Source organism: Streptomyces sp. NPDC043870, from assembly GCF_056435785.1.
This window is the reverse complement of the sequence record NZ_JBWKDT010000004.1, coordinates 58343-83752: the sequence shown is the minus strand read 5'-3', so window position 1 is coordinate 83752 and position 25410 is coordinate 58343. Positions and strand designations below refer to the sequence as shown.

General features: G+C 70.8%; 23 protein-coding genes. 14 read left to right on the top strand and 9 right to left on the bottom strand.

The window, feature by feature from the left end; genetic code table 11:
- The first annotated feature begins 57 nt into the window (after window positions 1-57).
- Complete coding sequence (locus AC0699_RS06880) at window positions 58-921, top strand: Fpg/Nei family DNA glycosylase (protein WP_478656571.1); 864 nt, start codon at window positions 58-60, stop codon at window positions 919-921.
- A gap of 408 nt (window positions 922-1329) precedes the next feature.
- Here the strand turns inward: AC0699_RS06880 and AC0699_RS06875 are convergent, their stop codons facing one another.
- A complete protein-coding gene (locus AC0699_RS06875; protein WP_478656568.1) occupies window positions 1330-2001 on the bottom strand; it encodes a zf-HC2 domain-containing protein in 672 nt (223 codons plus the stop codon).
- Window positions 2002-2195: 194 nt separating this feature from the next.
- Here AC0699_RS06875 and AC0699_RS06870 point away from each other — a divergent pair, with 194 nt between their 5' ends.
- The 5 genes from AC0699_RS06870 to AC0699_RS06850 all read left to right on the top strand — a co-directional run bounded on the left by AC0699_RS06870 (window position 2196) and on the right by AC0699_RS06850 (window position 7039).
- Window positions 2196-3077: a LytR/AlgR family response regulator transcription factor gene (locus tag AC0699_RS06870; protein WP_478656565.1), complete on the top strand. Its 882-nt coding sequence runs from the start codon at window positions 2196-2198 to the stop codon at window positions 3075-3077.
- 160 nt (window positions 3078-3237) lie between these two features.
- Window positions 3238-3561, top strand: a complete 324-nt coding sequence (locus AC0699_RS06865) for a hypothetical protein (RefSeq protein ID WP_478656562.1) — start codon at window positions 3238-3240, stop codon at window positions 3559-3561.
- Between the two features lie 133 nt (window positions 3562-3694).
- Window positions 3695-4075: a DUF485 domain-containing protein gene (locus tag AC0699_RS06860; protein WP_478656560.1), complete on the top strand. Its 381-nt coding sequence runs from the start codon at window positions 3695-3697 to the stop codon at window positions 4073-4075.
- Window positions 4076-4097: 22 nt separating this feature from the next.
- On the top strand, window positions 4098-5831 hold the full coding sequence (locus AC0699_RS06855; protein ID WP_478656558.1) for a sodium/solute symporter: 1734 nt from the start codon (window positions 4098-4100) through the stop codon (window positions 5829-5831).
- Entirely contained in the window at window positions 5828-7039 is a 1212-nt protein-coding gene (locus AC0699_RS06850) for a histidine kinase (protein WP_478656555.1), read from the top strand. Before AC0699_RS06855 ends, AC0699_RS06850 begins: the two co-directional genes overlap by 4 nt.
- 122 nt (window positions 7040-7161) lie before the next feature.
- Here AC0699_RS06850 and AC0699_RS06845 read toward each other — a convergent pair whose 3' ends face one another.
- Window positions 7162-7683, bottom strand: coding sequence for a hypothetical protein (locus AC0699_RS06845; RefSeq protein ID WP_478656553.1), 522 nt, complete (start codon window positions 7681-7683; stop codon window positions 7162-7164).
- Between the two features lie 221 nt (window positions 7684-7904).
- Between AC0699_RS06845 and AC0699_RS06840 the strand changes: the two genes are divergently transcribed.
- Complete coding sequence (locus AC0699_RS06840) at window positions 7905-8351, top strand: nuclear transport factor 2 family protein (protein ID WP_478656551.1); 447 nt, start codon at window positions 7905-7907, stop codon at window positions 8349-8351.
- Here the strand turns inward: AC0699_RS06840 and AC0699_RS06835 are convergent.
- Window positions 8300-8866: a sigma-70 family RNA polymerase sigma factor gene (locus AC0699_RS06835; protein ID WP_478656548.1), complete on the bottom strand. Its 567-nt coding sequence runs from the start codon at window positions 8864-8866 to the stop codon at window positions 8300-8302. The genes AC0699_RS06840 and AC0699_RS06835 overlap by 52 nt on opposite strands.
- A 297-nt stretch (window positions 8867-9163) precedes the next feature.
- On the opposite strand from AC0699_RS06835, the gene AC0699_RS06830 reads away from it, so the two are divergent.
- Window positions 9164-10300 carry a CapA family protein gene (locus AC0699_RS06830; RefSeq protein ID WP_478657190.1) on the top strand — a complete coding sequence of 379 codons (1137 nt, stop codon included), beginning with the start codon at window positions 9164-9166 and terminating at the stop codon, window positions 10298-10300.
- 31 nt (window positions 10301-10331) lie between these two features.
- On the opposite strand, the gene AC0699_RS06825 is transcribed toward AC0699_RS06830, so the two are convergent.
- A complete protein-coding gene (locus tag AC0699_RS06825) occupies window positions 10332-11765 on the bottom strand; it encodes an amino acid permease (RefSeq protein WP_478656546.1) in 1434 nt (477 codons plus the stop codon).
- 200 nt (window positions 11766-11965) lie between these two features.
- The gene (locus AC0699_RS06820) at window positions 11966-12451 is read right to left on the bottom strand and encodes a universal stress protein (RefSeq protein ID WP_478656544.1); all 486 of its coding nucleotides are present in this window, start codon (window positions 12449-12451) and stop codon (window positions 11966-11968) included.
- A gap of 60 nt (window positions 12452-12511) precedes the next feature.
- Between AC0699_RS06820 and lysX the strand changes: the two genes are divergently transcribed.
- Window positions 12512-15820, top strand: coding sequence for a bifunctional lysylphosphatidylglycerol synthetase/lysine--tRNA ligase LysX (lysX, locus tag AC0699_RS06815; RefSeq protein ID WP_478656541.1), 3309 nt, complete (start codon window positions 12512-12514; stop codon window positions 15818-15820).
- Between the two features lie 111 nt (window positions 15821-15931).
- Window positions 15932-16783 carry a polysaccharide deacetylase family protein gene (locus AC0699_RS06810; RefSeq protein WP_478656539.1) on the top strand — a complete coding sequence of 284 codons (852 nt, stop codon included), beginning with the start codon at window positions 15932-15934 and terminating at the stop codon, window positions 16781-16783.
- Between the two features lie 59 nt (window positions 16784-16842).
- Here AC0699_RS06810 and AC0699_RS06805 read toward each other — a convergent pair whose 3' ends face one another.
- On the bottom strand, window positions 16843-17502 hold the full coding sequence (locus AC0699_RS06805) for a class F sortase (RefSeq protein ID WP_478656536.1): 660 nt from the start codon (window positions 17500-17502) through the stop codon (window positions 16843-16845).
- 310 nt (window positions 17503-17812) lie between these two features.
- Here AC0699_RS06805 and AC0699_RS06800 point away from each other — a divergent pair, with 310 nt between their 5' ends.
- On the top strand, window positions 17813-18718 hold the full coding sequence (locus AC0699_RS06800; protein ID WP_478656534.1) for a hypothetical protein: 906 nt from the start codon (window positions 17813-17815) through the stop codon (window positions 18716-18718).
- Between the two features lie 106 nt (window positions 18719-18824).
- On the opposite strand, the gene AC0699_RS06795 is transcribed toward AC0699_RS06800, so the two are convergent.
- The 3 genes from AC0699_RS06795 to AC0699_RS06785 all read right to left on the bottom strand — a co-directional run bounded on the left by AC0699_RS06795 (window position 18825) and on the right by AC0699_RS06785 (window position 20866).
- Window positions 18825-19376 (bottom strand): hypothetical protein, encoded by a 552-nt coding sequence (locus AC0699_RS06795; RefSeq protein ID WP_478656531.1) that lies wholly within the window; start codon window positions 19374-19376, stop codon window positions 18825-18827.
- A 195-nt stretch (window positions 19377-19571) separates the two neighbouring features.
- Window positions 19572-20336, bottom strand: coding sequence for a bestrophin-like domain (locus AC0699_RS06790; protein WP_478656528.1), 765 nt, complete (start codon window positions 20334-20336; stop codon window positions 19572-19574).
- A gap of 23 nt (window positions 20337-20359) precedes the next feature.
- Window positions 20360-20866 carry a hypothetical protein gene (locus AC0699_RS06785; protein ID WP_478656526.1) on the bottom strand — a complete coding sequence of 169 codons (507 nt, stop codon included), beginning with the start codon at window positions 20864-20866 and terminating at the stop codon, window positions 20360-20362.
- Window positions 20867-21060: 194 nt separating this feature from the next.
- On the opposite strand from AC0699_RS06785, the gene AC0699_RS06780 reads away from it, so the two are divergent.
- From AC0699_RS06780 to AC0699_RS06770, 3 genes are all read left to right on the top strand, one after another.
- Window positions 21061-22035: an SCO0930 family lipoprotein gene (locus AC0699_RS06780; RefSeq protein ID WP_478656524.1), complete on the top strand. Its 975-nt coding sequence runs from the start codon at window positions 21061-21063 to the stop codon at window positions 22033-22035.
- Between the two features lie 225 nt (window positions 22036-22260).
- Complete coding sequence (locus tag AC0699_RS06775; RefSeq protein WP_478656521.1) at window positions 22261-23073, top strand: SAM-dependent methyltransferase; 813 nt, start codon at window positions 22261-22263, stop codon at window positions 23071-23073.
- Window positions 23073-25241, top strand: coding sequence for a putative bifunctional diguanylate cyclase/phosphodiesterase (locus tag AC0699_RS06770; RefSeq protein WP_478656518.1), 2169 nt, complete (start codon window positions 23073-23075; stop codon window positions 25239-25241). The genes AC0699_RS06775 and AC0699_RS06770 overlap by 1 nt, the downstream gene beginning before the upstream one ends.
- The last annotated feature ends 169 nt before the right edge of the window (window positions 25242-25410 follow it).

Sequence of the window (25410 nt, the reverse complement as noted above, 5' to 3'; positions counted from 1 at the left end):
TGGGGGGGCAGACCCCCCACGCTCGCCGCGCCGCGCCGGTGCTGGCACCCTGGATCCATGCCGGAACTGCCCGAGGTCGAAGCGCTCAGGGAATTCCTCGACGAGAACCTGGTGGGCAAAGAGATCGCCAAGCTGCTGCCCGTGGCGATCAGCGTGCTCAAGACGTACGACCCGCCGCTCACCGCCGTTGAGGGCGCCGAGGTCACCGCCGTGCACCGGCACGGGAAGTTCCTCGACATCACCACCACCGCCGGACTGCACCTCGTCTTCCATCTGGCCCGCGCCGGCTGGCTCCAGTGGAAGGACGTTCTCCCGTCCGGCGTGCCCCGGCCCGGCAAGGGTCCGCTCGCCCTGCGCGCCGCACTCACCGGCGGCGACGGCTTCGACCTGACCGAGGCGGGCACCACGAAGAGGCTCGCCGTGCATCTCGTACGCGACCCCGCGGACGTCCCGGGCATCGCCCGCCTCGGCCCCGACCCGCTCGCCGACGACTTCGGCCGGGACGCCTTCGCCGCACTCCTCGCCGGTGAACGCCGCCAGATCAAGGGCGCACTGCGTGACCAGAGCCTCATCGCCGGAATCGGCAACGCCTACAGCGACGAGATCCTGCACGTCGCGAAGATGTCTCCGTACAAGCTCACCTCGAAGCTCGGCGAGGACGAGATCACCGGACTGTACGAGGCGATGCGCACGACTCTGAAGGAGGCCGTCGAGCGCTCGCACGGCCTCGCCGCCGGACGCCTCAAGGCCGAGAAGAAGAGCGGACTGCGCGTGCACGGCCGCACCGGCGAACTCTGCCCGGTGTGCGGCGACACGATCCGCGAAGTCTCCTTCCACGACTCGTCGTTGCAGTACTGCCCCACCTGCCAGACCGGCGGCAAGCCGCTCGCCGACCGCCGCATGTCCCGGCTGCTGAAGTGACTCAGGGCCTGTCGTCCGGATCTTGCCGGGCTGATCCGAACGACAGACCCTGGGGCCGGTCCGGTGGATCTTGCTGGGCTCGCGGCGTCATGCGGCTCCGTCTCCTGCGTTGTCGTCAGTCGGCATGGCTCCGCCATGCTCCCCCTGCCTTCGGCGGGGGACCCCCATCCTCCGCCTTGGATCCGAAGCCGCATCAGTGACATCAGCCGCTTCGCGGCGGGCGCTCGCTGATCCAGCCTGATCCGCCGGACAGGCCCTAGTGTCCCGAGTCGGAGATTCTTAGGTAGTTCTCGCCCGGGCGCGGGATGCTCCAGGCATCGCCTTCGCGGGACGCAGGCTGCGGTCCACCGCGGGCCGACCGCCAGCCGGGATCTGGAAGAACCACCGAAGGACTTCTGACTCGGGACCCTAGCGCTCCAGGGACACCAGGCGGTCGCCGTTCACCGTATGGACCTCGAAGCGGTCGATCTCGCGGTCCTGCAGTGCCGTGCCCACCTCGATGTCCAGCGGTTCCTCGTGCCCGGGCGAGCCGGGGATGCCGTAACCGCCGCTCGGCACCGACCAGGAGGTGACCGTGTGCTCCTCGCCGTCCTTGTCTATCGCTACCAGCTCACAGGTCCGCGGCCCACGCAGCCGGGCCACCCGCAGCGCGACCGCGGTGCCCCAGTCCGACGCCCGCAGATCAACCGCGCCGTACACCCCGCTCGCAGCGTCGGTCGCCGCGATCCGCTCGTCGGGGCCGCCGCCCGCGTCGCGCGACAGCCCCACCACGAGTGCGGGCAGCGCGACGATCAGCGCGGCGGCCGCCGCCACCAGCCGCAGCCTGCGGCGGGAGTTGCGCCGGTGGAACACCCCGACCTCATGGAGCATCCGGTGCAGTAACCGCGGCGCCGGAGGGGTCTCGGGCCGGCCGGGACCGGCGAGATCGGACAGCGCCGACACGACCGGCGTGAAGTCGGTCAGGCGCACGGCACAGAGCACGCACTCGGACAAATGCTCCTCAAAGCGGAACGCGTCCGCGGGGTCGAGGACGCCCAGCGCATAGGCGGCCACATCCCGGTGCCGCTCCCGCAGATTCATGGACCAATCCTTCGGCTCGCCGGCTACGAACGGTCCATACACGTCGTACGTACCGTGGGTCACTGGGGAATACGCAGAGGAACCCTTCCGTGCTCATCCGTGAGTCCGGAAAGTCTGCACGGGCACGAGCCGGCGCCGGTTCCGGCGTGGCCGGCCCGTGGTCCCATGCGTGCCGCGCGCCTAAAATCCGCAGCATGCTGCGCGTACTGGCGGTCGACGACGAGAAACCGGCGCTCGAGGAACTGCTGTATCTGCTGCGCTCCGATCCACGGGTGCACAGTGCGGAGGGAGCCACCGACGCCACCGAGGCGCTGCGGCGCATCAGCCGGGCACTCGACGCGGGTCCCGACGGCGAGGACGCCATCGACGTCGTCTTCCTCGACATCCACATGGCCGGGCTGACCGGACTCGACGTCGCGAAGCTGCTCGCGGGCTTCGCGCGGCCCCCGCTCATCGTGTTCGTCACGGCCCACGAGGGCTTCGCCGTACAGGCCTTCGACCTCAAGGCCGTCGACTACGTCCTCAAGCCGGTCCGCCGGGAGCGGCTCGCCGAGGCGGTGCGGCGCGTCAGCGATCTGGCCGCCGCGGCGCGCGACTCGGGCCGGTCCACGCCCGCCCCCGCGCCCTCACCCACGCCCGCCCCCGTGTCCTCGCCCCGGTCCGCCTCCGCGCCCTCACCCGGGCCGAATCCGTCGCCGCCGACCCGGCCCCTCGTCACCGGACCCGCCGCGCCCGGCGGCGCTCCCGAGCAGATTCCGGTGGAACTCGGCGGTGTGACACGGTTCGTCGCGATAGACGACATCGCGTACGTCGAGGCCCAGGGCGACTACGCCCGGCTGCACACGGCCGAGGGCAGCCACCTCGTCCGGATCCCGCTGTCCACCCTGGAGGAACGCTGGGCGTCCCGGGGCTTCGTACGGATCCACCGCAGCCATCTCGTCGCCCTCGGCCGCATCGAGGAGCTGCGCCTGGACGCCGGCGCCACGACCGTCCGGGTGGGCACGGCGGAGCTCGCGGTGAGCCGCCGGCACGCGCGCCAGCTGCGCGATCTGCTGATGCGCCACGCGCGGGGCTGAGCGGCCGTACGCGACCGTTCGGCGCGCGCGGGGCGCCGTTCGTCGTCCCGCCGGGCCCGTACGGCGACGGGCGCACCCCGCTGACCGAGCCGCACCCGGAATCCGTGCTGCCGCTCCCCGCACCCGCCTACGCTTGATCGGCAAGGGGAGGAGGGGCCTGATGTCGGACATCGAAGCGCTGCTCAAGGAGCTCGGCGGGCTGCAGGCGATCCGGCCCGCGGGCCCGGGCGACGTCGAGGCGCTCCTCGCCAAGGCCAAGAGCGCCGCCGGCCGGTGGGCCGATGTGCTGTACGAGATCCAGGAGTCCACGCAGGGACTGGTCGGACCGCGCGCGGAGGCCGCCCTGGAGGTCGCGTTCCGCCGCGCCGAGGAGTCGTACGTCGAACTGGAGATCGCCCTCGCGGACTGCACCCGCCGGCGCGCGGGCCATCGAGCCCCGGGCGCCGCGACCCGCGACCGGGGCGGCGCATCCGCGCCACCGTGATCGGGCCGAGACCATCGGGCGCCTACCCTGCGTCATTCCTCCTGCGTAGACTCCGTAGATCCTCGGACCTGCACCTGCCCGAACGTGCCGCCCGTCCGAACGAGTCGCCGAGAGATGCCGGGAGCGGACACCGATGTCTGCAGAGCAGCCACCCCGCCGTGAAGTGGTCACCGGAGTGCCCCGTGGAGCCCGCCGCCGGCCCGGTCACGCGCCCGCGCGCTCCGAGATCAGCGAGCAGACCCCGCTCGGCACGGTGTACGTCCGCTCCCTGATGCGAAGCCAGCTCCGCACGGCGCTGTACGCGCTGGGCACGCTCGTCCTCCTCGTCGGCACGCTCCCCCTGCTGTTCGCCTTCCCCGCCGCCGTCCTCGGCTCCTTCTCCTCTCCCGAGCCGTTCGTCTGGGCGGTGCTCGGAGTGGCCGTCTATCCGGTGATGTGGCTGATCGCGCGCTGGTACGTCCGCCGGGCCGAGCGCAACGAACGCGACTTCACCGGGCTCGTCGAGGGCCGCTGACGCCGCGAGCGGGGGACAACCGGTGAACCAGACCTATGCGGTGACGGCCGTCACCTCCGTCGTCCTCGCGACCGTTCTCATCGGCGCCCTCGGCCTGCGCATATCCCGTACGACGTCCGACTTCTACGTCGCCTCGCGCACCGTCAAACCCGGCCTCAACGCCGCGGCCATCAGCGGCGAGTACCTCTCCGCCGCCTCCTTCCTCGGTATCGCGGGACTCGTGCTCCTCCAGGGCCCCGACATGCTCTGGTACCCCGTCGGCTACACCGCCGGCTATCTCGTTCTGCTGGTACTCGTCGCCGCCCCGCTGCGCCGCTCGGGGGCGTACACCCTCTCCGACTTCGCCGAGGCCCGGCTCGAATCCGCCACGGTGCGGCGACTCGCCAGCCTCTTCGTCGTCGGCATCGGCTGGCTCTATCTGCTCCCGCAGCTCCAGGGCGCGGGGCTGACCCTGGAGATACTCACCGGCGCACCCGACTGGGTCGGCGGACTCGTCGTCGCCGTCGTCGTCACCGGCGCCGTCGCCGCCGGCGGCATGCGCTCCATCACCTTCGTGCAGGCCTTCCAGTACTGGCTGAAGCTCACCGCGCTCCTGGTGCCCGCCCTGTTCCTCGTCGCCGCCTGGCTCGGCGACGACGCCCCCCGGGCTCGCTTCGACGCCCCCACCGTCCTCCGCGAGCACACCGTCGTCCGGATCGACGACACCGTACGGGTCGAGCTCGAAGGACCGCTCACCGTCAGCGTCTCCGGCTCGGTCGACGGCGCCCGGCACGACGGACAGCGGCTCACCCTCGGTGAGGGGACCCACCACATCGACGCCGGGACCACCCTCACGTTCCCCAAGGGCGCCGAAGTACCCGAACGTGCGTCCACCGGCGCGGACCCGTTCAGCTGGTCCCAGCCGCTCGCGGGCGGACGCGACGGCTACCAGCTCTATGCGACCTACGGACTGATACTCGCCACCTTCCTCGGCACGATGGGACTGCCCCATGTCGCCGTCCGCTTCTACACCAGCCCCAACGGCCGTGCCGCGCGCCGCACGACCCTCGTCGTGCTCGGTCTGATCGGCTCCTTCTACCTGCTGCCGCCCGTCTACGGCGCCCTCGGCCGTATCTACGCCCCCGAACTCGCCCTCACCGGAGAGGCCGACGCCGCCGTGCTCGTCCTGCCGGAACGGATCGTCGGCGGTCTCGCGGGCGATCTGCTCGGCGCGCTCCTCGCGGGCGGCGCGTTCGCCGCGTTCCTGTCCACCGCCTCCGGGCTGACGATGTCCGTCGCGGGCGTCCTCACCCAGGACATGCTGCCCTCGCGCGGCGTACGGCATTTCCGGCTCGCGACCGTCCTCGCCATGGCGGTTCCGCTCGCCGTGAGCATCGTCGCCACCAATGTGCCGGTGGCGGACGCCGTCGGGCTCGCGTTCGCCGTCTCCGCCTCGTCGTTCTGCCCGTTGCTCGTCCTCGGTATCTGGTGGCGCCGGCTCACCCCGCCGGGCGCCGCGGCCGGACTCGTCGCCGGCGGCGGCGCCGCGCTGACCGCCGTCATGGCCACCCGGGCGGGCCTCGCCCCCGAAGGCTGGGCGCACACCCTGATGGCCTGGCCCGCCGTCTGGTCGGTGCCTCTCGGCTTCCTCACCATGGTGCTGGTGTCGCTCGCGACCCCCCGCCACATACCGTCCGGAGCCGCCGCCATCCTCGCGCGCCTCCATCTGCCGGAAGACCTCGTCGGACGGCCGCAGCCCGAAGGAGCGCAGCGATGACCGGAACGGCACTGGCCGCCCTGAGCGCAGCCGGAGCCGTCCTGCTCGCTGCGGGGTTCGCGCTCGGCCGGCTCACCGCGCGGCGGGACACCGACCCCGACCTGGACCTCGGCACCCCGGTGGAGCGCGCGACCTTCCACACGCTGCACACCGCCTCGCTCGCCGCGCCGCCGCTACGGGCCGGGCTCACCGAGGACACCGCCCGCAAGGCCGCCCGCCGGCTGCGCTCGCTGCTGGGCACCGAGGCACTCTGCCTCACGGACCGCGAAACCGTCCTCGCCTGGGACGGCCTCGGCGGCGACCACCACCAGCAGCGGGTGATGCGCCGGGTCGCCGAGGTGCTGGACTCCGGCCGCAGCCAGAGCATCCGCACCGGCTGCGACGACGCCGAGTGCCCACTGCGCTGGGCCGTCGTCGCCCCGCTCACCGGCGAGGAGGGTGTGCTCGGCGCGCTCGTCGCCTATGGCTCCAAGGAATCGGCGGTCCTCGTACGGGCCGCGACCGAGGTCGCCCGCTGGGTCTCCGTGCAGCTGGAACTGGCCGAGCTCGACCGCTCCAGGACCCGGCTCATCGAGGCCGAGATCCGCGCCCTGCGCGCGCAGATATCCCCCCACTTCATCTTCAACTCGCTCGCCGCGATCGCCTCGTTCGTCCGTACCGATCCCGAGCGCGCCCGTGAACTCCTCCTGGAATTCGCTGACTTCACCCGCTACTCGTTCCGCAGGCACGGCGACTTCACCCACCTCGCCGACGAACTCCGCTGCATCGAGCAGTACCTGGCGCTCGCCGGGGCGCGCTTCGGGGACCGGCTCAAGGTGACGCTCCAGATCGCCCCCGAAGTGCTCCCGGTCGCGCTGCCCTTCCTCTGCCTCCAGCCGCTCGTCGAGAACGCCGTCAAGCACGGACTCGAGGACTCCAGGGACGAATGCCGCGTCTCGATCTCGGCACAGGACGCGGGCTCCGAGGCGGTGGTGACCATCGAGGACGACGGCGTCGGCATGGACCCCGCCGAGCTGCGCCGGATCCTGGCGGGGGAGGGCTCCCGTTCCTCCGGCATCGGTCTGTCCAACGTCGACGAACGGCTGCGGCAGGTGTACGGGGACGACTACGGTCTGGTCATCGAGACGGGTACCGGTGCAGGCATGAAGATCACCGCAAGGATCCCCAAGTACCGCGCCGGGGTGCACAAGAACTCCGGCGGGTGCTGAGCCGCACAACACGTGTGTCGTCTCGTTGCCGGGAGTGGCGTGCAGCAGCGTCGAGAACATAGGACACCGGACACCGGACACCGGACGGCGCCGGCCGCCGGGCAGCAGGCCGGACCGCGAGCTCAGAAGAGATGGACGGCCAGGTGCCCCAGCGGAAGCCCCAGCCGCCAGGCCGGGGTCCACACCTGCGACGACTCGTCCGGCGCCGGACCCACCGGCAGAGCGGGATGCCACGACCCGGGGTCGTCGCCGAGGTCGGCCGCGAGCAGCTCGGTCTGTTCCAGCCACCGCCAGGCGTCCCTGGCCAGCGCCAGATCGGGGTCCGGCCGTCCGGTGTCCCGCTCGAAGGCCTCCCGGACGGCCATGCGTTCGCGTACCCACTCCTTCCAGGGGTGCCCGTACGCGGTGACCGACAGCCACTCGTCCAGCCCGGACAGCATCCGTACACCGGCGGGTTCGTCCTCGCTGTCGCACAGGTAGACCGTCAGGGCCAGGGTCTCCCGGCCCGCTCTGAACTCCAGTGAGCCGGTCTCCACCAGGCCGCCGGCGCGCAGCACGTGATCCGCTATGTACTCGGCACACAGCCAGGCGATGGGGACCGCCAGATCCCCTCCACTGGTCCCGTTCGTACTCTCGGGCAGCACAATCTCCACCTTCTCCCGGATGCTTCAGTGCGGTCTCGACGACGAGCCTCCACCGAGAGACACGCCTCAGGGTTCCTCTTTACTCAACTCGAGCGGCTCGTTTCGAATCCGGTCGCCGCGAATTCGTGTCGCGAGGGAGACCAGGGGACGGATGGGGAAACGGGGGCCGAAGTGACGGGCCTGCGGCTGCGTCCACCGCATGCGCTCCGTACCGTTGCCCTATGAATCCGGTACAGGACCACCCCCTCGTCGAGACCGCGATCCGTTACCACCGGGCGGTGGCGGGATTCGCGACGGGGAAGGAGCTCGGACGGTTCTTCCACGAGGACGCCATCCACGACGAACTGCCCAACGCCCTCTTCCCCGACGGTGTGCGACGCGACCTCGAAGGTCTGCTCGCCGCTGCGGAACAGGGCCGCAAGGCGCTCACCGAGCAGAGCTTCGAGGTGATCAACGCGGTCGCGCACGGCGACCAGGTCGCCCTCGAGGTGACCTGGACCGGCAGACTCGCCGTCCCGCTCGGCGGTCTCCCCGCGGGACATGTCCTGCGTGCGCACATCGCCACGTTCCTGGAGTTCCGCGACGGTCTGATCGTCGCGCAGCGGAACTACGACTGCTACGAGCGGATCGCGCCCGCCCGGGAGCCGGAGCCGGGTGTCCGGCTGTAGCCGGGCAGACAGCGGGCGAGTGCGCGCAGGGCGTAGTGCGAACGCGACTTGACCGTGCCCGCCGGAATACCGAGCGCCCGGGCCGCCTCGCCCACGCTCCGGCCGTGGAAGTAGATCTGCACCAGCACGGCACGGTGCTCGGGGCTCAGCCTGCCGACCGCCGCGCGGACGTCGAGCGCGGCGACCGCGCGGTCGGTGACGTCGGACGGGTCGGGTGTGGCGGCGAGGACCCCGTCGCCGATCTCGACCGGCCGGGCCAGCCGGGAGCGACGCGCGTCGATCGCGAGACGGCGGCCGACGGTGAAGAGCCAGGGCCGCATCGACTCGTACGGCGCGTCGAACGCCTCCGGATGCTGCCAGGCCCTCAGCAAGGTCTCCTGGAGGAGGTCCTCGGCCCGCTGCCGGTCCCCGTAGGTCAGTCCGAGGAGATAGCTCAGCAGGGCGGGACCGTGTTCGTGCTGCAGCTCTGCCAGCGCCCGCTCGTCGGTCGTCGCCGTCGCTGTCGCCGTCGCCATCGTCGGCATCCTTTCGCGCAAGATTTTCCGGAGAGTTCGCTGCTACGTGGCGTATTCGAACGCATGAGGGCGGGAAGGGGCAGGCGCCGCACACGGATGTGCGTTGAGCGGTCGCACGATGCGGCGAATGGTGCGGTGAGCGGTCGGTCGGCCCGCAGCGAGTGGTCAGCCGGATGAGTGGCATCCATTTAGTCATGATTTGAGCGCATTATGCGTTTTGATGCTTGACTGAGGCTTGTGATCGGGTATGGACGCACGGCTGCGCTGGCTGTGACCGCCGCCGCGCTGCTCGGCGCCATGGCGGGCTGCGGCGGCCCCGGGCAGTCGAAGGGTGCCGCCCCCGGCCGGCGGGAGCCCGGACCTCCCACGCACCCCACCGCGGCCGGATCCTCGACGGCCCGCGGCTTCACCCTCGTCGCCGCCGGCGACGTCCTCCCGCACGCCTCGGTCATCCGCCAGGCGGCGGCCGACGCGCACGGCGACGGCTACGACTTCCGGCCCATGCTCGACGGCATCAGGTCCGTCGTGTCCCGGGCCGACATCGCGATCTGTCACATGGAGACGGTGTACGGCGAGAACAGCGGGCCCTACACGGGCTACCCCGCCTTCAAATCCCCGCCGCAGATCGCCGAAGCCCTCCGCGCCACCGGCTACGACTCGTGCTCCACCGCGTCCAACCACAGCCTGGACGACGGAGCCGACGGCGTACGCCGCACACTCGACACGCTCGACAGGGCCGGCGTCGAGCACGCCGGCACCGCCCGCAGCGCGGCCGAGGCCCGTCGGCCCGCCTGGCTGCACGCCGGATCGGCGAAGGTCGCCCAACTCGCCTACACCTACGGAACCAACGGCATCCCGCTCCCCGAAGGCCGGCCATGGGCGGTCAACCGCATCGACGAGCGGCAGATCCTCCAGGATGCCAGGGCCGCCCGCAGAGCAGGTGCGGACGTCGTCGTGGTCAGCGTGCACTGGGGCACCGAATGGCAGACGGCGCCCGACCGGCAGCAGCTGCGGCTCGGCGACACCCTGACCGCCGCCCGTACCGGCGGGCGGCCCGACATCGACCTCGTCATCGGCACCCACGCCCATGTCCCGCAGGCCTACGAGAAGGTCAACGACACCTGGGTGGTGTACGGCATGGGAGACCAGATCGCCGGCCCCATGACCAACCACGACGGCGACCACGACCCGCGCGGCAACCAGGGCACCATCGGTCGCTTCACCTTCGCCCCGCCCGCCCGGCCCGGTGGGCGCTGGGTGGTGACCAAGGCCGAGTTCATCCCGCAGTGGATGGACACGGCCACCGGCCGCGTGGTCAACCTGAACGCGGCGATCGGCCGCGGTGCGGCGCACCACACCGCCGTACGCGACCGGATCCGCGACGTCGTCCTGAGCCGCGGGGCCGCCGCCGACGGTCTCGTCATGGGCCGCTGACCGGGCGCGCGTCCGGCACCTGGACCACGGATCACAACGTCTTCGGCCCGGCCTCCGCCTCCGCCTTCGCGAGCCCCGAGTTCCGGTACGAGTACGTGAAGTAAATGATCAGACCGACCACGAGCCACACCACGAAACGGATCCAGGTCTCCACGGCCAGAAACGTGATCAGCCAGATCGAGAACGCGACACCGATCGCCGGCACGAAGGGCACGCCCGGGCAGCGGAACGCCCGCGGCAGATCCGGCTGCCGGTAGCGCAGCACGATCACCGCGATGCACACCACGACGAACGCCAGCAGAATGCCGATGTTCGTCAGCTCCGCCGCCTCGCCGATCGGCAGAAACCCGGCGATCACCGCCGACGCCACACCCACGATCCAGGTCACCCGCACGGGCACGTGCCGCTTCGGGCTGGTCTTCGCGAACCAGTGGGGCAGCAGCCCGTCCCGGCTCATCGCGAACCACACCCGGGTCACACCCAGCATGAAGGTGAACATCACGGTGATGATTCCGATGATCGCGCCCACCGCGATGACGTTTGCGAGCCCGCCGAGACCCACGGACTTGAAGGCCGAGGAGAAGCCGCTCTCCGGGTCGATCTCCGTGTAGTTCTGCATGCCCGTGAGCACCAGACACGCCAGCACGTACAGCACCATCGAGATCGCCAGCGAGTAGAGGATCGCCTTCGGCATATGGCGCTGCGCGTCCTTCGACTCCTCGGCCGCCGTCGACATCGCGTCGTACCCGAACACCGCGAAGAAGACCGTCGCCGCACCCGCGAACGCCCCGCCGACGCCGAACGGGAAGAACGGCGTGTAGTTGGCCGTGTCGATGTGGAAGAAGCCGACCACGATCACCAGCAGCACGACCAGGACCTTCAGCACCACCACGACCGTCTCGAAACGGGCCGCGTTCTTGATGCCGAGCGTGAGCAGATACGCGGTGAACAGACACAGCAGCGACGCGAACAGATCGACCTGGTGCCCCTCGCCCGTGCCCGGCGCACCCAGCATCCAGACGGGCAGCGGAGCGCCGAGCTCGACGAGGAGGAAGTTGAAGTACCCGGAGATGCCGATCGCGACCACCGCCACGATCGCCGTGTACTCCAGCAGCAGGTCCCAGCCGATGAACCAGCCCGCCAGCTCACCGAGCACCGCGTAGCCGTAGGTGTACGCCGAACCCGCCTTCGGGATCAGACCGGCGAACTCGGCGTACGAGAACGCCGCGGCCGCGCTCGCCACGCCCGCGATCAGGAACGAGATGACGACCGCGGGGCCCGCCTTCTCGTTCGCGACCGCTCCGGTGAGGGCGAAGATCCCGGCTCCGATGATGCCGCCGATGCCGATGGCCGTGAGCTGCCACAGGCCCAGTGTTCTCGTGAGCTGTTCGCTCGGGGCGCCTTCTTCGATCAGTTCGATGGGCTTGCGGCGCAGTACGCCCTGCCCCATCCGGAGCCCTGCCATGAGTCACCTCTTCGCGCACCGCTGTCGGACAACGGCGGCTCATGATGGACCAGGGAAGCCGGTGACGGAAGGCGACATGCTGCAGCGGAGGCGAGGACTCCGTACGGGCTACAGGGCCACCGTCACACGGGCTACAGGGCCGCCGTCACACGGGCTACAGGGCCGCCGTCACACGGGTTAAGGGACCACCGTCACACGGGTTACGGGACCACCGTCACCGGCCAGCGGCCGGCCTTGACCAGCCGTACCGCGACGGAGCCGATGATCCGGTGCCCCGCCGACTCCGACGCCCCCACCACGACCGCGTCCGCCTTCAGCTCGTCCGCCGCCGTGACCAGCCCGCCGTACGGATCGCCGCGGAACGTGTGGAACTGCCAGCGCACGTCCCAGATGCCCCGCACCCGCTCCGCCGCCTCACGGATCTCCTTGACCAGCCCCTCGGCGATCTCCCCCGTGGTGTCGGCGATCGGCGCACCCAGCGCGGCGCCGGCGGGCATGACGGGCTGCACGTACACGATGGCGAGCAGGGCGTTCTGCCGCCGGGCGAGGCCGCCCGCGTACGCCGCCGCCCGCAGCGACGAATCGGAGCCGTCCACGCCCACGACGATGACCTTCGGACCGTCGGTGCCGCGTTCGAAGCGGTGGGGCTGCTGCCGGGGCTGCTGCGCGGGTTCCTGCTCACTCACGCCATCGAGGCTATCGCTGCCGACAGGCGCCCGGCCGAGGGGCTCCCTAGAGTGCGGAGCATGAGTGTCAGCGTGGAGGAGCGCGCAGCCGGCACCCGCCGCCGCTTCACGGGCAAGGTGCCGGACGGCTTCGCGATGTTCTTCGCCCTGCTCGGAGCGTTCTGCGCGATCCTGGCCCTGATCGTGCCCCTGCGCAGGCCGCTGCGCCCCGTCGCGCTCTTCCTCGACCAGGTCGCCGTCCCCGTCAGCGCCAACCTCGCCTACGCCGTCTTCCTGCTGCTGCTCGCGGCCGCGATCGGAGCCCGCAAGAAGGTCGCCTGGTGGCTGGTCGTGGCCTATCTGGCACTCCTCGTCGTCGCCGACGTCCTGGTCCTCGTCTTCTACCGGGACACGGACTGGGTCCCCAACCTGGTGCTTTGCCTGATCGCCCTCGCGATCCTCCTCCTCGCACGGCACGAGTTCTACGGGCTGACACGGCGCGGCGCCCTGCGGCACGCGATCCTCGTCCTGATCCTCGGACTCGCCATCGGCATCCTGGTCGGCTGGGGACTCGTCGAACTCTTCCCGGGCAACCTCGTCCGCGAACAGCGGCTGCTGTGGTCCGCCAACCGGGTGCTCGGCGGCCTCGTCTCCGGCGCACAGTTCGACGGCAGCCCGTCCCGCACTCTCTTCTTCCTCCTCGGCCTCTTCGGTGCGCTCGCCCTGCTCAACTCCGCCCGTACGCTCTTCCGCTCACAGCGCATGGAAGCCGCCCTCCACGGCGACGAGGAACCCCGCCTGCGCGCGCTGCTCGGGGCGTACGGCTCACAGGACTCCCTCGGCTACTTCGCCACCCGGCGCGACAAGGCCGTCGTCTTCGCACCCAGCGGCAAGGCCGCCGTCACCTACCGCGTCGAGGTCGGGGTCGCCCTGGCCAGCGGCGACCCCGTCGGCGACAAGGAAGCATGGACCCCCGCCATCGAGGCCTGGCTGGACGTCGCCCGCCGCTACGCCTGGGCGCCCGCCGTCATGGGAGCCTCCGAGGACGGTGCGCGGTCGTACGCCCGCTCCGGACTCGGTGCCATCCAGCTCGGTGACGAGGCGATCCTGTACGTGGACCGGTTCGACCTCGACGGCCGGGACATGCGGGTCACCCGGCAGGCCGTCGGCCGGGTCCGCCGACTCGGCGCGACCGCCCGGATCCGCCGCCACTCCGCCCTCACCGACGAGGAGATGAAACAGATCATCGCCCGGGCGGACGCCTGGCGGGACACCGAGACCGAGCGGGGCTTCTCCATGGCCCTCGACCGGCTCGGCGACCCCGAGGACGGCGAATGCCTGCTCGTCGAGGCCTTCGACGCCGACGACAGGCTCATCGCCCTGCTCTCCTTCGTCCCCTGGGGGCGCGACGGCATCTCCCTCGACCTCATGCGCCGCGACCGCCACACCGCACCCAACGGCATCATGGAGTTCATGGTCGCGGAGTTGTGCGACCACGCCCCGCAGCTCGGCGTCCGCCGGATCTCCCTCAACTTCGCCGTCTTCCGCTCCGCCTTCGAAGAAGGCGCCCGGATCGGCGCCGGACCGGTGCTGCGGCTCTGGCGCCGCCTGCTGCTCTTCTTCTCCAAGTGGTGGCAGCTGGAAGCCCTCTACCGGTCCAACGTCAAGTACCAGCCCGCCTGGTACCCGCGGTTCCTCTGCTACGGAGACGCCGGCTCCCTCGCCCGGATCGGTCTCGCCTCCGGGATCGCCGAGGGCTTCGTCTCCGTACCCAGCCTGCGCAAGATGTGGGGCAGGGGCCGGCCGCGCGGAGACACCGGGCCCGTGGCCGGCACCGCGGGCCTGCCGCCGATCGACTCCCTGCAACTGGCCGGGCCCGACACCGTGCGCCCCATGGGGGAGCGCAGACTGCCCGAGCAGGTACGGATCCGCCACCGCAAACTGGAGCGGCTGCGCGAACAGGGCATCGACCCTTACCCCGTCGGGGTTGCCGCACGCAGCGGCACCCTCGCCGCGGTCCGCGCCGCGCACCCCGCCCTCGGGGCCGGAGCGCGCACCGGCGAACAAGTCACCGTCGCCGGGCGCGTCATGGCCGTACGCGACTTCGGAGGCGTCGTCTTCACGGTGCTGCGCGACTGGTCGGGCGACCTCCAAGTCGCCTTCACCCGCGACGGATCGGGCCCCGGGGTGCTCGCCGGGTTCACCGCCGACGCCGATCTCGGGGACCACATCACCGCCACCGGCGAGATCGGCGCCAGCGATCGCGGCGAGTTCACCGTCTTCGTCACCGCCTGGCAGCTCACCGCCAAATGCCTGCGTCCGCTGCCCGACAAACGACGTGGACTCGCCGACCCCGAGGCCCGCGTCCGCCGCCGCTATCTCGACCTCGTCGCCAGCCCCGACGCGCGCAGCGTCGTACGCGAACGCTCCACCGCCGTCCAGGCACTGCGCCAAGGGCTGCTCGACCGCGGCTATCTCGAGGTCGAGACCCCGATGCTCCAGCAGATCCACGGCGGCGCCAACGCCCGCCCCTTCACCACCCACATCAACGCCTACGACATGAACCTCTATCTGCGCATCGCCCCCGAACTCTTCCTGAAACGGCTGTGCGTGGGCGGCATGGAGAAGGTCTTCGAGATGGGCCGCACCTTCCGCAACGAAGGCGTCTCGTACAAGCACAACCCCGAGTTCACGATGCTGGAGGCCTATCAGGCCTTCGCCGACTACGACGTGATGCTCGACCTCACCCGTGAACTCATCCAGGGCGCCGCCACCGCCGCCTTCGGATCGCCCGTCGCACACAAGGCGGGAGCGGACGGCAAGCTCGTCGCGCACGACATCTCCGGGCCGTGGCCGGTCAAGACGCTCTACGGCGCGGTCTCGGAGGCGCTCGGCGAGCAGGTCGACGCCGACACCGACGAGGACACCCTGCGCAGGCTCTGCGATCTGGCCGGAGTCCCGCACAGCCCCGACGACACCCGTGGTGACGTCGTGCTGGAGATGTACGAGCGGCTGGTGGAGGAGAAGACCCAGCTGCCCACCTTCTACAAGGACTTCCCGACCGACGTCTCCCCGCTGACCCGCCAGCACCGCCGCGACCCGCGCCTCGCCGAACGCTGGGACCTCGTCGCCTTCGGTACGGAACTGGGCACCGCCTACTCGGAGTTGACCGACCCGGTGGAGCAGCGACGGCGCCTGACGGCCCAGTCGCTGCTCGCCGCGGGCGGCGACCCGGAGGCCATGGAGCTCGACGACGACTTCCTGGACGCGCTGGAGTACGCGATGCCGCCGACCGGCGGACTCGGCATCGGCGTCGACCGGCTGGTGATGTTCCTGACCGGTCTCACCATCCGCGAAACGCTGCCGTTCCCTCTGGTGCGCCGCCACTGATCAGGCAACTGTCCGATCACTTGCGCCAAATGATCGCCCCATCGGGTGTTTCGCACCGCCGAACCGGTGTTGTTGAGGGGCACCGGCCGTCGCCCGTGGCAGCCATTGCTCATGGAGAAGGATCAGATGATGCTGGGGCGGCGGACGGTGCTGAGCATCGCCGCCTGCGTCGGAGCCGCCGCCGTCGCACCCCTGTTCACCTCGGAGCGGTCCAAGGCGCCCGCCGGGCCCACGGCCCCGCCTCCGGCGGCCGGGCCACAGGCGAGTGCGGTGAGGAAGACTTCCGAGTACCGGCTGCAGCCGATGACGGCGTTCGCCCCGACACCTCTGACCAGAGCGGCGACTCCCGTACGGCGGCGGCCCTTTCTGAGCATGCCGTCGCTGGGCCGCTCCATGGTGCTGAGCTTCGACGACGGTCCCGACCCCCGCTACACCCCGGAGATCCTGAAGACGCTGCGACGGTACGGCGTACCTGCCATGTTCTTCGTCTGCGGGGAGATGGCGGCCGACAACCGGGACCTGCTGCGGGAAATGGCCGACGACGGCCACGTGGTGGGCAACCACTCCTGGTCGCATCCGCTGATGTCCCGGCTCGGTCCGTCCGGCATCCGTGGCGAACTGGCCGGCACCAGCGAGCTCATCGAGAAGACCCTCGGCGCCCCGCCGCTGTGGTACCGGGCGCCGTACGGGACGTGGAACAGGTACTCCTTCGAGATCGGTGCCGAGCTGGGCATGGAACCGCTCGCCTGGACCATCGACACCGTCGACTGGAGCGAGCCCGGCACCAGCACCATCGTCAGCAGCGTCATGGACGGGGCGGAGCCCGGCGCGATCGTCCTCTCGCACGACGCGGGCGGCAACCGCTCGCAGAGCGTGGCGGCGCTGCGCAGCTATCTGCCGCGCCTGCTGGACTCCGGATACCGCATCGCGGTGCCGAGTGCTGAACAGCGCGGATCCGTGTAACAGCGCGGATCCGCCGAACAGTGCGGACCGTCCGGCCCGCCGAAGGGCGGGCCGGACGCTCAGCGCGACGCGATCATGCGGGCGAAGACGACGACGTTGCCGTCGTAGCCACCGGCCCGGGAGTATCCGCCGCCGCAGGTGATCACCCGCAGCTCGGGGGTGCCGGTGTCACCGTAGACACGGGCGCCGGGGAAGCTGTTCTTGGAGAACACCTCGACGCCGTACACCTCGAAGATCGCGACCTTGCCGTCGTAGCGGGTCACCTCGACGAACTGGCCCTTCTGCAGCGCGCCCAGACCGTAGAAGACCGCGGGCCCCCCGGCGTTGTCGACATGGCCCACGACCACCGCGGTGCCCTGCTGGCCGGGTGCGATGCCGTTCTGGTACCAGCCGGCGAGGTTGGGGTCCTGCGGAGCCGGCGCCTGGATCCAGCCGTTCGCGTCCAGCCCCACGTCGACCATCGGCGCGTCCACGTGGATCGCCGGGATGGCGATCCGCGAGGCGGGGGCGTACGGGAGCGGCTCGACGTAGCCGGTCAGAGGGACCGAGTCCAGACCGGAGCGGCTGCTGTCCAGCGCGGCCGCGACGGCGGGCTGGGGCGGCCCCATCCCCACGTCGATGCCGTTCCGCACCAGCGCGAGACCGGTGAGCATGACGAGAGCCAGCACGCCCCACGGTGAGCGTTTTCTGGACTCCGAGCCGGTGTAGTCCTGGCCCATGGTTCTCCCATCTCATCGTCTGGCAGGCACGCTAGGCGCCTGGATCGGACGCGGCGACCGGAGAGGGGCGAACGGGTGGTACGGCCACTCGGGGTGACCCGAACGAGTACATAGCCATATAAAACTTCTGATGGTCCGTGACCTGCGACTCCGTCAGATCCGGGCACCGAGCACCGGCGTGTCGGCTCACTGGGGTGGACCAGTCCCGGAATGCGGTGAATGCGCAAGCCGGTGAATCTTCGTCATGGAGGGCGTTCTCGTCGATCTCCCGGAGCACCGTTCCGGGGCGTCTTCCACTGGAGGTTCAACCATGCGTGCTTCACGCACTCTCGCGGTGGCCTTCACCGCGTGCGCGGCCGTCGGGCTCTCAGCCCCACTGGTCGCCGCTTCCACGGGCAATGAGGGGAACGCCGGTCCGAGAAACCTCTCCCTCTCTCCGAACGCGGTCCATCAGGGCGGGACCCTGACCATCATCGTCGACGGCTGCCACCGTGGCGGCACCGTCACGTCCAACGCCTTTCCCGCGGCCAACCTTTTCAGGGACGGCGTCCTGCACGGGAACTTCGGCGCGAACCGTGACCAGGGACGCAACGGCGACGGCCGGGACGACGAGGGCGAGGGCGGCTGGGACGAGGGGGGCAATGACAACGGTCTTGGCCAGGGCGGGAACGGCAACGGCAACGGGAACAACAACGGGAATGGCCGCGGCAACGGCAACGGGAACGGCCGTGACCAGGGTGGCAACGGGAACGGGAACAACAACGGGAATGGCCGCGGCAACGGCAACGGGAACGGCCGTGACCAGGGTGGCAACGGGAACGGGAACAACAACGGGAACAACAACGGCAACCGTCGTGACCAGGGCGGGAACAACGGCCGCAATGACAACGGCCGCAACGACAACCGCCGCAACGACAACCGTCGCGACGACGACCGAGGCCGCGGTGGCGTCGGAGCCTATCTCGCCACGGCCCGGATCTTCGACCACGCGACGCCCGGCCAGTACAACCTCGCCGTCCGGTGCAGCGACCACAACCGGATCGCCACCCAGACGTTCACCGTCCTCGCCGCTCGCGGCGCGCAGGGTGGCCTTGGTGGTTCGCTCGGCCCCTCCAGCACCGAAATGGCCGTCGGCGGCGGACTCGTCGCCGCAGCGGCCGTCGGCGGCACCTTCTTCATCATCCGGCGCCGCCGCACGAGCAGCGGGAAGGCCTGACCGGCCGAACCTCCCGGTCGGCCTGAACCGCCCGTCGCCCCGAGTCCTCGGCCAGGACTCGGGGCGACGGGCGTGGTGGCGGGGGATCCCGGTGCGGGGGGAGCGGTCAGTGGAGCCGGCCCGACCGGCGGCGCAGGACGTAGAACACCCCGCCGGCCGCCACCAGGACGAGCACGGCACCGGCCGCGATCTCCTCGGCGTCCATCTCGCGGATGCTTCCGCCGATACCACCTCTGACACCCTGCGGGGCGGAGGTGCTCGTGGAGCGGGCCGTGGCGGTGGCCGGGGCCGGGGCAGCCGTACCGCCGGAGATGGTCAGATCGGTCGTTCCGGTCTGGCCGTTGCAGCTGAACTGCACCGAGTACACCGCGCCCCGTCGGGCATCCCAGTCGACCGTCGCCGTGCCGGTCAGGCCCGGCGCGATGGTCACGGTGTCGAAGACGCCTGATGAAGCCGTGGCCGTGGTGGTGCAGCCCGACACCCTCAGGGTGACCTGCCCGCCCGGGGCGACGGTCGAGGGTGAGACGGCGAACGAGAACGGCTGCTTGCGGGCCGCGTCGGCGGCGCCGCCCGCAGTGTCGGCCGTCGCGGTGGAAGTGGTCAGAGCGAGGGCGGCCGCTCCCAGCAGAGCGGCCGACGCGACGGGTATCGCGCGCATGGGCAATCCTCCGGGTCTCCGAGGAGCAGCTGCGGAAGGGGTTTCCACAAAAGGCAGGGAATGCACCTCGATACCCGAAACGCTAGGAGCGCCCTATCACACCCGCGATCTCAGACGGGCGAATGGGGCACGTGTGTCACCCGGGTGGCGGACATTCGTGTCCTCGCCGCCGTACGCCACCCGGGTTCGTCACGGTCAGTCGCGGAGATGCGGGAAGAGTTCGGTGAACGGTGCGGCGGTGGCCGAAATGCCTCGGCCGAACGGTGCGTCGAAATCCCAGATGAGAAAGAGCAGAAACGCGATCAGTGCACTGAACAGGCCGGCCAGGAGCAGTTCCCGGAATGTGCGGCGGATCTGGAGCGTAAAGATCAGGCCAACGGTCACCAGTGCTCCGGTGATGAGTCCGAACCACACCACGCCGGGCATGGTCGGCTCGATGCCCTCTCCCCGGAGTCCCCGGGCGTCATCCGCCGCCGCCACCTGATCGACCAGGGGCTGATACGCCTGGCCCTCGTGGTCGGTCTTCGGCACGTAGTCCGTCACGTCCCGGCGTACCTGGTCGAGGAGCCGCGTCCCCTTGTCGCTGAGCGATCCCTTCTCGGCCATGTGGCGCCACTCGGCGCCCACGACATGCTTGACGTACGCGTCCACGTCGGCACGGATGCGGGCACGGACCTCGGCCGGATAGACCTCGGCGCGGGCGTGCACCTCGTGCAGCGCCTGGGCCTCGTGGCGCACCGAATCCTGCGCCGCGCCGCGCGCCTCCCAGACACCCGCGATGGCAAGGCCCAGCACGATCGCGTACACCACGCCGATCATCATCGTCATGTACTCGATGACGTCGGGGGTCTCCGACGGGTCGTCGTCGTCGCCGACACGGCGGTGGTTGATGACGGTGATGGTCAGGACGACCGCGCACGCCGCGGCCATCGCGATCGTCAGTACGGCCCATTCCGACATGAGAACCTCCGGGAACTGCGGAACTAGCGGGATCGGGGGCGCAGAAAGGCCGCGGCGAGCACCGCGGGGGCCGTGACCAGGAGCGTCAGGGAGACCAGTGACGGCCCGCCCCGCGGCTCCTCGCGCTGGGGTCTGCGGTAGTGGGGGAGCGCGACCGGGGTCGGCTGCGGTGGTTCGGGGCGGGCCTTCGGCGGGGGCGGAGGAGACGGGGCCGGCGGAGGCGGCGGTGGCGGCTCCGGCGGAGGGGGCGGGGCGGGCGCGGGCTCGATCCGCGGCGGCGGGGGCGGCGGTTCGGGCGGTGGTGGCGGGGGAGGCGGCGGAGGCGGCTCCGGAGTGGGCGACGGCCCGGCCACGCAGTGACCGCTCCCCGCGACCGCGACGGCGGAACCGGGGTCGCCGGGGCCGCCGGGGCCGATCGAGGCGTACGAGCAGGAGTCGGCAGCTGAGGGCACCGGGGCCGCCAGCAGCCAGGCGAGTGCGGCGGCTGCCAACAGCCGCCCGACGAGCGATCCGTACACGCCGATGAGCATGATCCGCACGGTGTCCTGACACGCCCGAACGGGTGCCGATTCCCCTGATGGAGGGGTTGTCGGCGGATCGGGTTTGCGGCTGCGGAGAATTTTTCCGGAACCCGTTGAACACAGCACGCCCTCCCGCCCGTACCTAGGGCCATGAACGGCGCACCCAGGCGCCAGAACAGACACCGGGCACAACGGGAGTTGACATGAATACCTGGCGGAACGCCTCGCTCGCGGTGACTGCGGCGGCCGTACTCGCGCTGACGACGGCGTGCGGTCAGGACAAGGGAACGCAGACGAACGGACAGGCGGTCGGCGCCGTCAACCCGGCCGGACAGCCCGCCGCCGACAGCGGCTACGGCTCCGATTACGGATCCGGCAGCAACGCCGCGGCCACCACCCCCAAGACGGCCGGACAGCTCGCCGTCTGGGACAGCAAGAAGCTCGGCAAGGTCCTCACCGACAGCGAGGGCTTCACCCTCTACCGCTTCGACAAGGACACCGCCAGCCCGCCGAAGTCGAATTGCGAAGGCGACTGCGCCAAGGCCTGGCCCATCGTGGCCGCCGGCGATGTCACGCCCGCCCCCGGCACCGATGCCTCCCTGATCGGCGCGGTCACCCGGGCCGACGGCAGCAAGCAGCTCACGATCGGCGGCTGGCCGATGTACCGCTACGCGAAGGACACCAAGGCCGGAGACGCCAACGGCCAGGGCGTGGGCGGCACCTGGTTCGCCTCGGCGCCCGACGGGAAGAAGGCCGCGCCCGGCGGCGGTGGCGGCGAGGAAGGCGCGGAGGAGGCGGGCGGCGAAGCCGCGGACCTCGCGGGCCTCTCCGTCCGCAAGGACCCCAAGCTCGGCGAGATCGTCGTCGACAAGAACGGTATGACCGTCTACCGCTTCATGAAGGACTCGGCCTGGCCGATGAAGACGGCCTGCACCGGCGCCTGCCTGGAGAAGTGGCCGGTCGTCGAGCCCGTCGACAAGAACGACACCGAAGGCATCCTCAAGAAGGGCTTCGTCACCTTCGACCGTCCCGACGGCATCAAGCAGCAGACCATCGACTGCTGGCCGATCTACACCTTCTCCGGCGACGACAAGCCCGGTGACACCAACGGGCAGGGCGTGGGCGGCACCTGGTTCGCCGTCTCACCCCAGGGCAAGCCGGTCGGAGCGCCCAAGTAGCCCCCACGCTGCGCCTCCGGCCACCGGCCCGCCGTCACGCCCCCCGCGTGCCGGCGGGCCGGCTGCATCCGCGCCGACAAGCCGCACGTGCCGGTGGCGTGTGACCAAGAACGGATCGGTAATTTCCGTTTCTGCTCGCTCTCTTGGCGGCCGATCAGTAGCCTCGGCTCGAACACCGGCCACGCACATGGCCGTATCCCCCGTGGCGACTTGTTGGAGACATCAATGGAGCGTCCCGCCTGGGCCCCGCCGGGCATCGACATTTCGGTGCCGAGCGTGTCCCGTATTTACGACTACTATCTGGGCGGCTCGCACAATTTCGAGGTCGACCGGGAAGCCGCCCGCAGGGCCATGCAGTTCATGCCGGGCCTCCCCAAGATCATGCAGGCGAACCGGGCGTTCATGCGCCGTGCCGTGAACTTCGCCGTGAGCGAGGGCGTCACCCAGTTCCTCGACATCGGCTCCGGCATACCCACCTTCGGGAATGTGCACGAAGTCGCACTGAGAGCGACCCCGCAGGCCCGGGTGGTCTACGTCGACCACGACCCGGTCGCCGTCGCACACAGCCAGGCCGTGCTCGAGGGCAACGACAACGCCGGCATCGTAGGGGCCGATCTGCGCAAGCCGGTCGAGATCCTCAACAGCCCCGAGACCGTCCGGCTCCTCGACCTCGAACGGCCCGTGGCCCTGCTCCTCGTCGCCGTGCTCCACTTCCTGGAGGACTCCGACGACCCGAAGCGCGCCGTGACCGAGCTGCGCGACGCGCTCGCACCGGGAAGCCTGCTCGTCCTCACGCACGCCTCGTACGAGGGCGTACCGGTCCCCCAGGAGCAGGCAGGCGGCGCCGTCGGTGTCTACAAAGACATCCGCAACCCGCTCGTCATGCGCTCCCGTGAGGAGATCCAGCTGTTCTTCGACGGGTTCACGATGATCGAACCCGGACTGGTGTCGATGCCCGACTGGCGGCCCGACACCCCGGCCGCGCAGGAGGATCCATACGCGTTCTCCGGCTTCGCAGGGGTGGGGCGCAAGGGGTGATGACGCCGTCGCAGGCAGCGGGATCCGCGACGGACCCGGACGGCCTCGAGGACAGACTCCGGCGGTTCGCGACCATCTGGAGCCGGGCGATCTTCCCGGTCACGGCCACGTCGCTGACCCGCCCCGAGTTCGAACAGCATCTGCTGCCGCTCGCACGGCAGCTCAGCGACGCGCTGCACGCGCGTCCCTTCGACACCGCCCCCGCCCATCGGGTCGGGGCCGCCCTGGTCGGCGCGCACTGCACCGACCCCGACGCACTCAGCCGCACGCTCGGCGTGGTCGACGCCTATCTCGTCCTCTACTGCGGGACGGACCAGGAGCCCGCCGAGGACAGCCGTGCCCGCTGCGCCCGGCTGCAGCACGCGCTCGCGGCCGGCTACGCCCAGGCGCTGCGCGAGCGCACCCTCACCGAGCAGGAGGCCATCGCCCGATCGGCGCTGTCGGCCCGCAGCGACGCCATGGACGCCCTGCACGCCACCGAGACCCGCTTCCGCGCGGTGTTCGAAGGGGCGGCCATCGGCATCGGCATCGCCGACCTCGAAGGGAATGTGCTGGAGGTCAACGACACTCTGACCCGGATGTTCGGCGGCCTCGAGCACCATGTCCGCGGCCGCAAGGTCATCGAGTGGGTCCATCCCGAGGACCAGCCCCAGACCTGGGGCCTGTACGACGAGCTGGTACGCGGCGAACGCGAGCACTACCGGGTCGAGAAGCCCTTCTACCGCAACGACGGCACGGTCCTCTGGACCAACCTCACGGTCTCGCTGCTGCGGGACCCCGACGGACGTCCGCAGTACCAGCTGGCGCTGTTGGAGGACACGACCGAACGCCGGCTGCTCAACCTGCGGCTGCGGTACGAGGCCACGCACGACGCGCTCACCGGGCTGCCCAACCGCACGCTCTTCTTCGAACGGCTGGAGAAGGCCCTGGCCGCCGGCGACGGGGCGCGCTTCGGGCTCTGCTATCTCGACCTCGACGGTTTCAAGGCGATCAACGACAGCCTCGGCCACTCGGCAGGGGACCGGCTGCTCGTCGAGATCGCCGACCGGCTGCAGAGCTGCGCGACGGCGGCCGGCGAGATGGTGGCCCGGCTCGGCGGCGACGAGTTCGTGGCGCTGACGACCGGCCCGGACACCCAGCGCGAGGTGGGTGACCTCGCCGCCAGGATCCTCACCGTACTGGCCGCGCCGGTCATGCTCGACGGCCGCGAGATCAGCGTCCGGGGCAGCATCGGGATCGTGGAGGGGCCCGCGGGCGAGCGGACCTCCGCGGAGGTGCTGCGCAGCGCCGACATCACCATGTACCGGGCCAAGTCGGCGGGTGGCAACCGCTTCGAGCTCGCCGACCCGGAAGCGGACGCCCGCGCCATCACCCGGCACGGGCTGACCACGGCGCTCCCGGCGGCCCTGGAGCGCGGCGAGTTCTTCATCGAGTACCAGCCGCTGGTGCATCTCGGCGACGGCAGTGTGCACGGGGCCGAGGCGCTGGTGCGCTGGTGCCACCCGCAGCACGGGGTGCTCGGTCCCGACCGGTTCATCCCGCTCGCCGAGCACACCGGGCTGATCGTCCCGCTGGGGCGCTGGGTGCTCCAGGAAGCGGTACGCCAGGCCCGGTTCTGGCACGAGGAGGCCGCCCGCGGCGGGACCGCCCGGCCGCTGCGGATCAACGTCAACCTGTCACCGGCCCAGCTGCACCATCCCGGTCTGGTCGCCGACACGGTCGACGTCCTGGAGCGCTCCGGGCTCGAACCGGGGGCGCTCTGCCTGGAGGTCACCGAGTCCGCGCTCATCGGCGCCGACGAGGATCTGCTCAAGCCGCTGCGTCAACTGGCCGAGATGGGCGTCGACATAGCGCTCGACGACTTCGGCACCGGCTACTCGAATCTCGCGAACCTGCGGCGGCTGCCGGTCAGCGTGCTCAAACTGGACCGGTCGTTCACGCAGGGCATGCAGCAGCATCCGGCGGACCCCGTCGACATAAAGATCGTCGAGGGCATCGTCTCGCTGGCGCACAGTCTGGAGCTGGCGGTGACGGTCGAGGGCGTCGAGACGGGCGCGCAGGCGGAACAACTCCGGGAACTGGGCTGCGACACGGCGCAGGGCTGGTACTACGCCCGTCCGGGCCCCCCGGACCGCCTGCACGCGCTGTCCCTGCTGGACGCGGTGTAGCTGCCGGCGGCGCGCGCTGCCGGCCGCACCACGCGTGCGGGTGGGTGGGGGCGATGGGCGTCCGCACACCGCCCTGGGTTGTGGGGAGTCGTACCGCAGGGCGAGCGCAGCGAGATGGGGCCCCCGGGCGAAGCTCCGGGGGAGGGTGGGCAGGACCCGACCACCGGGC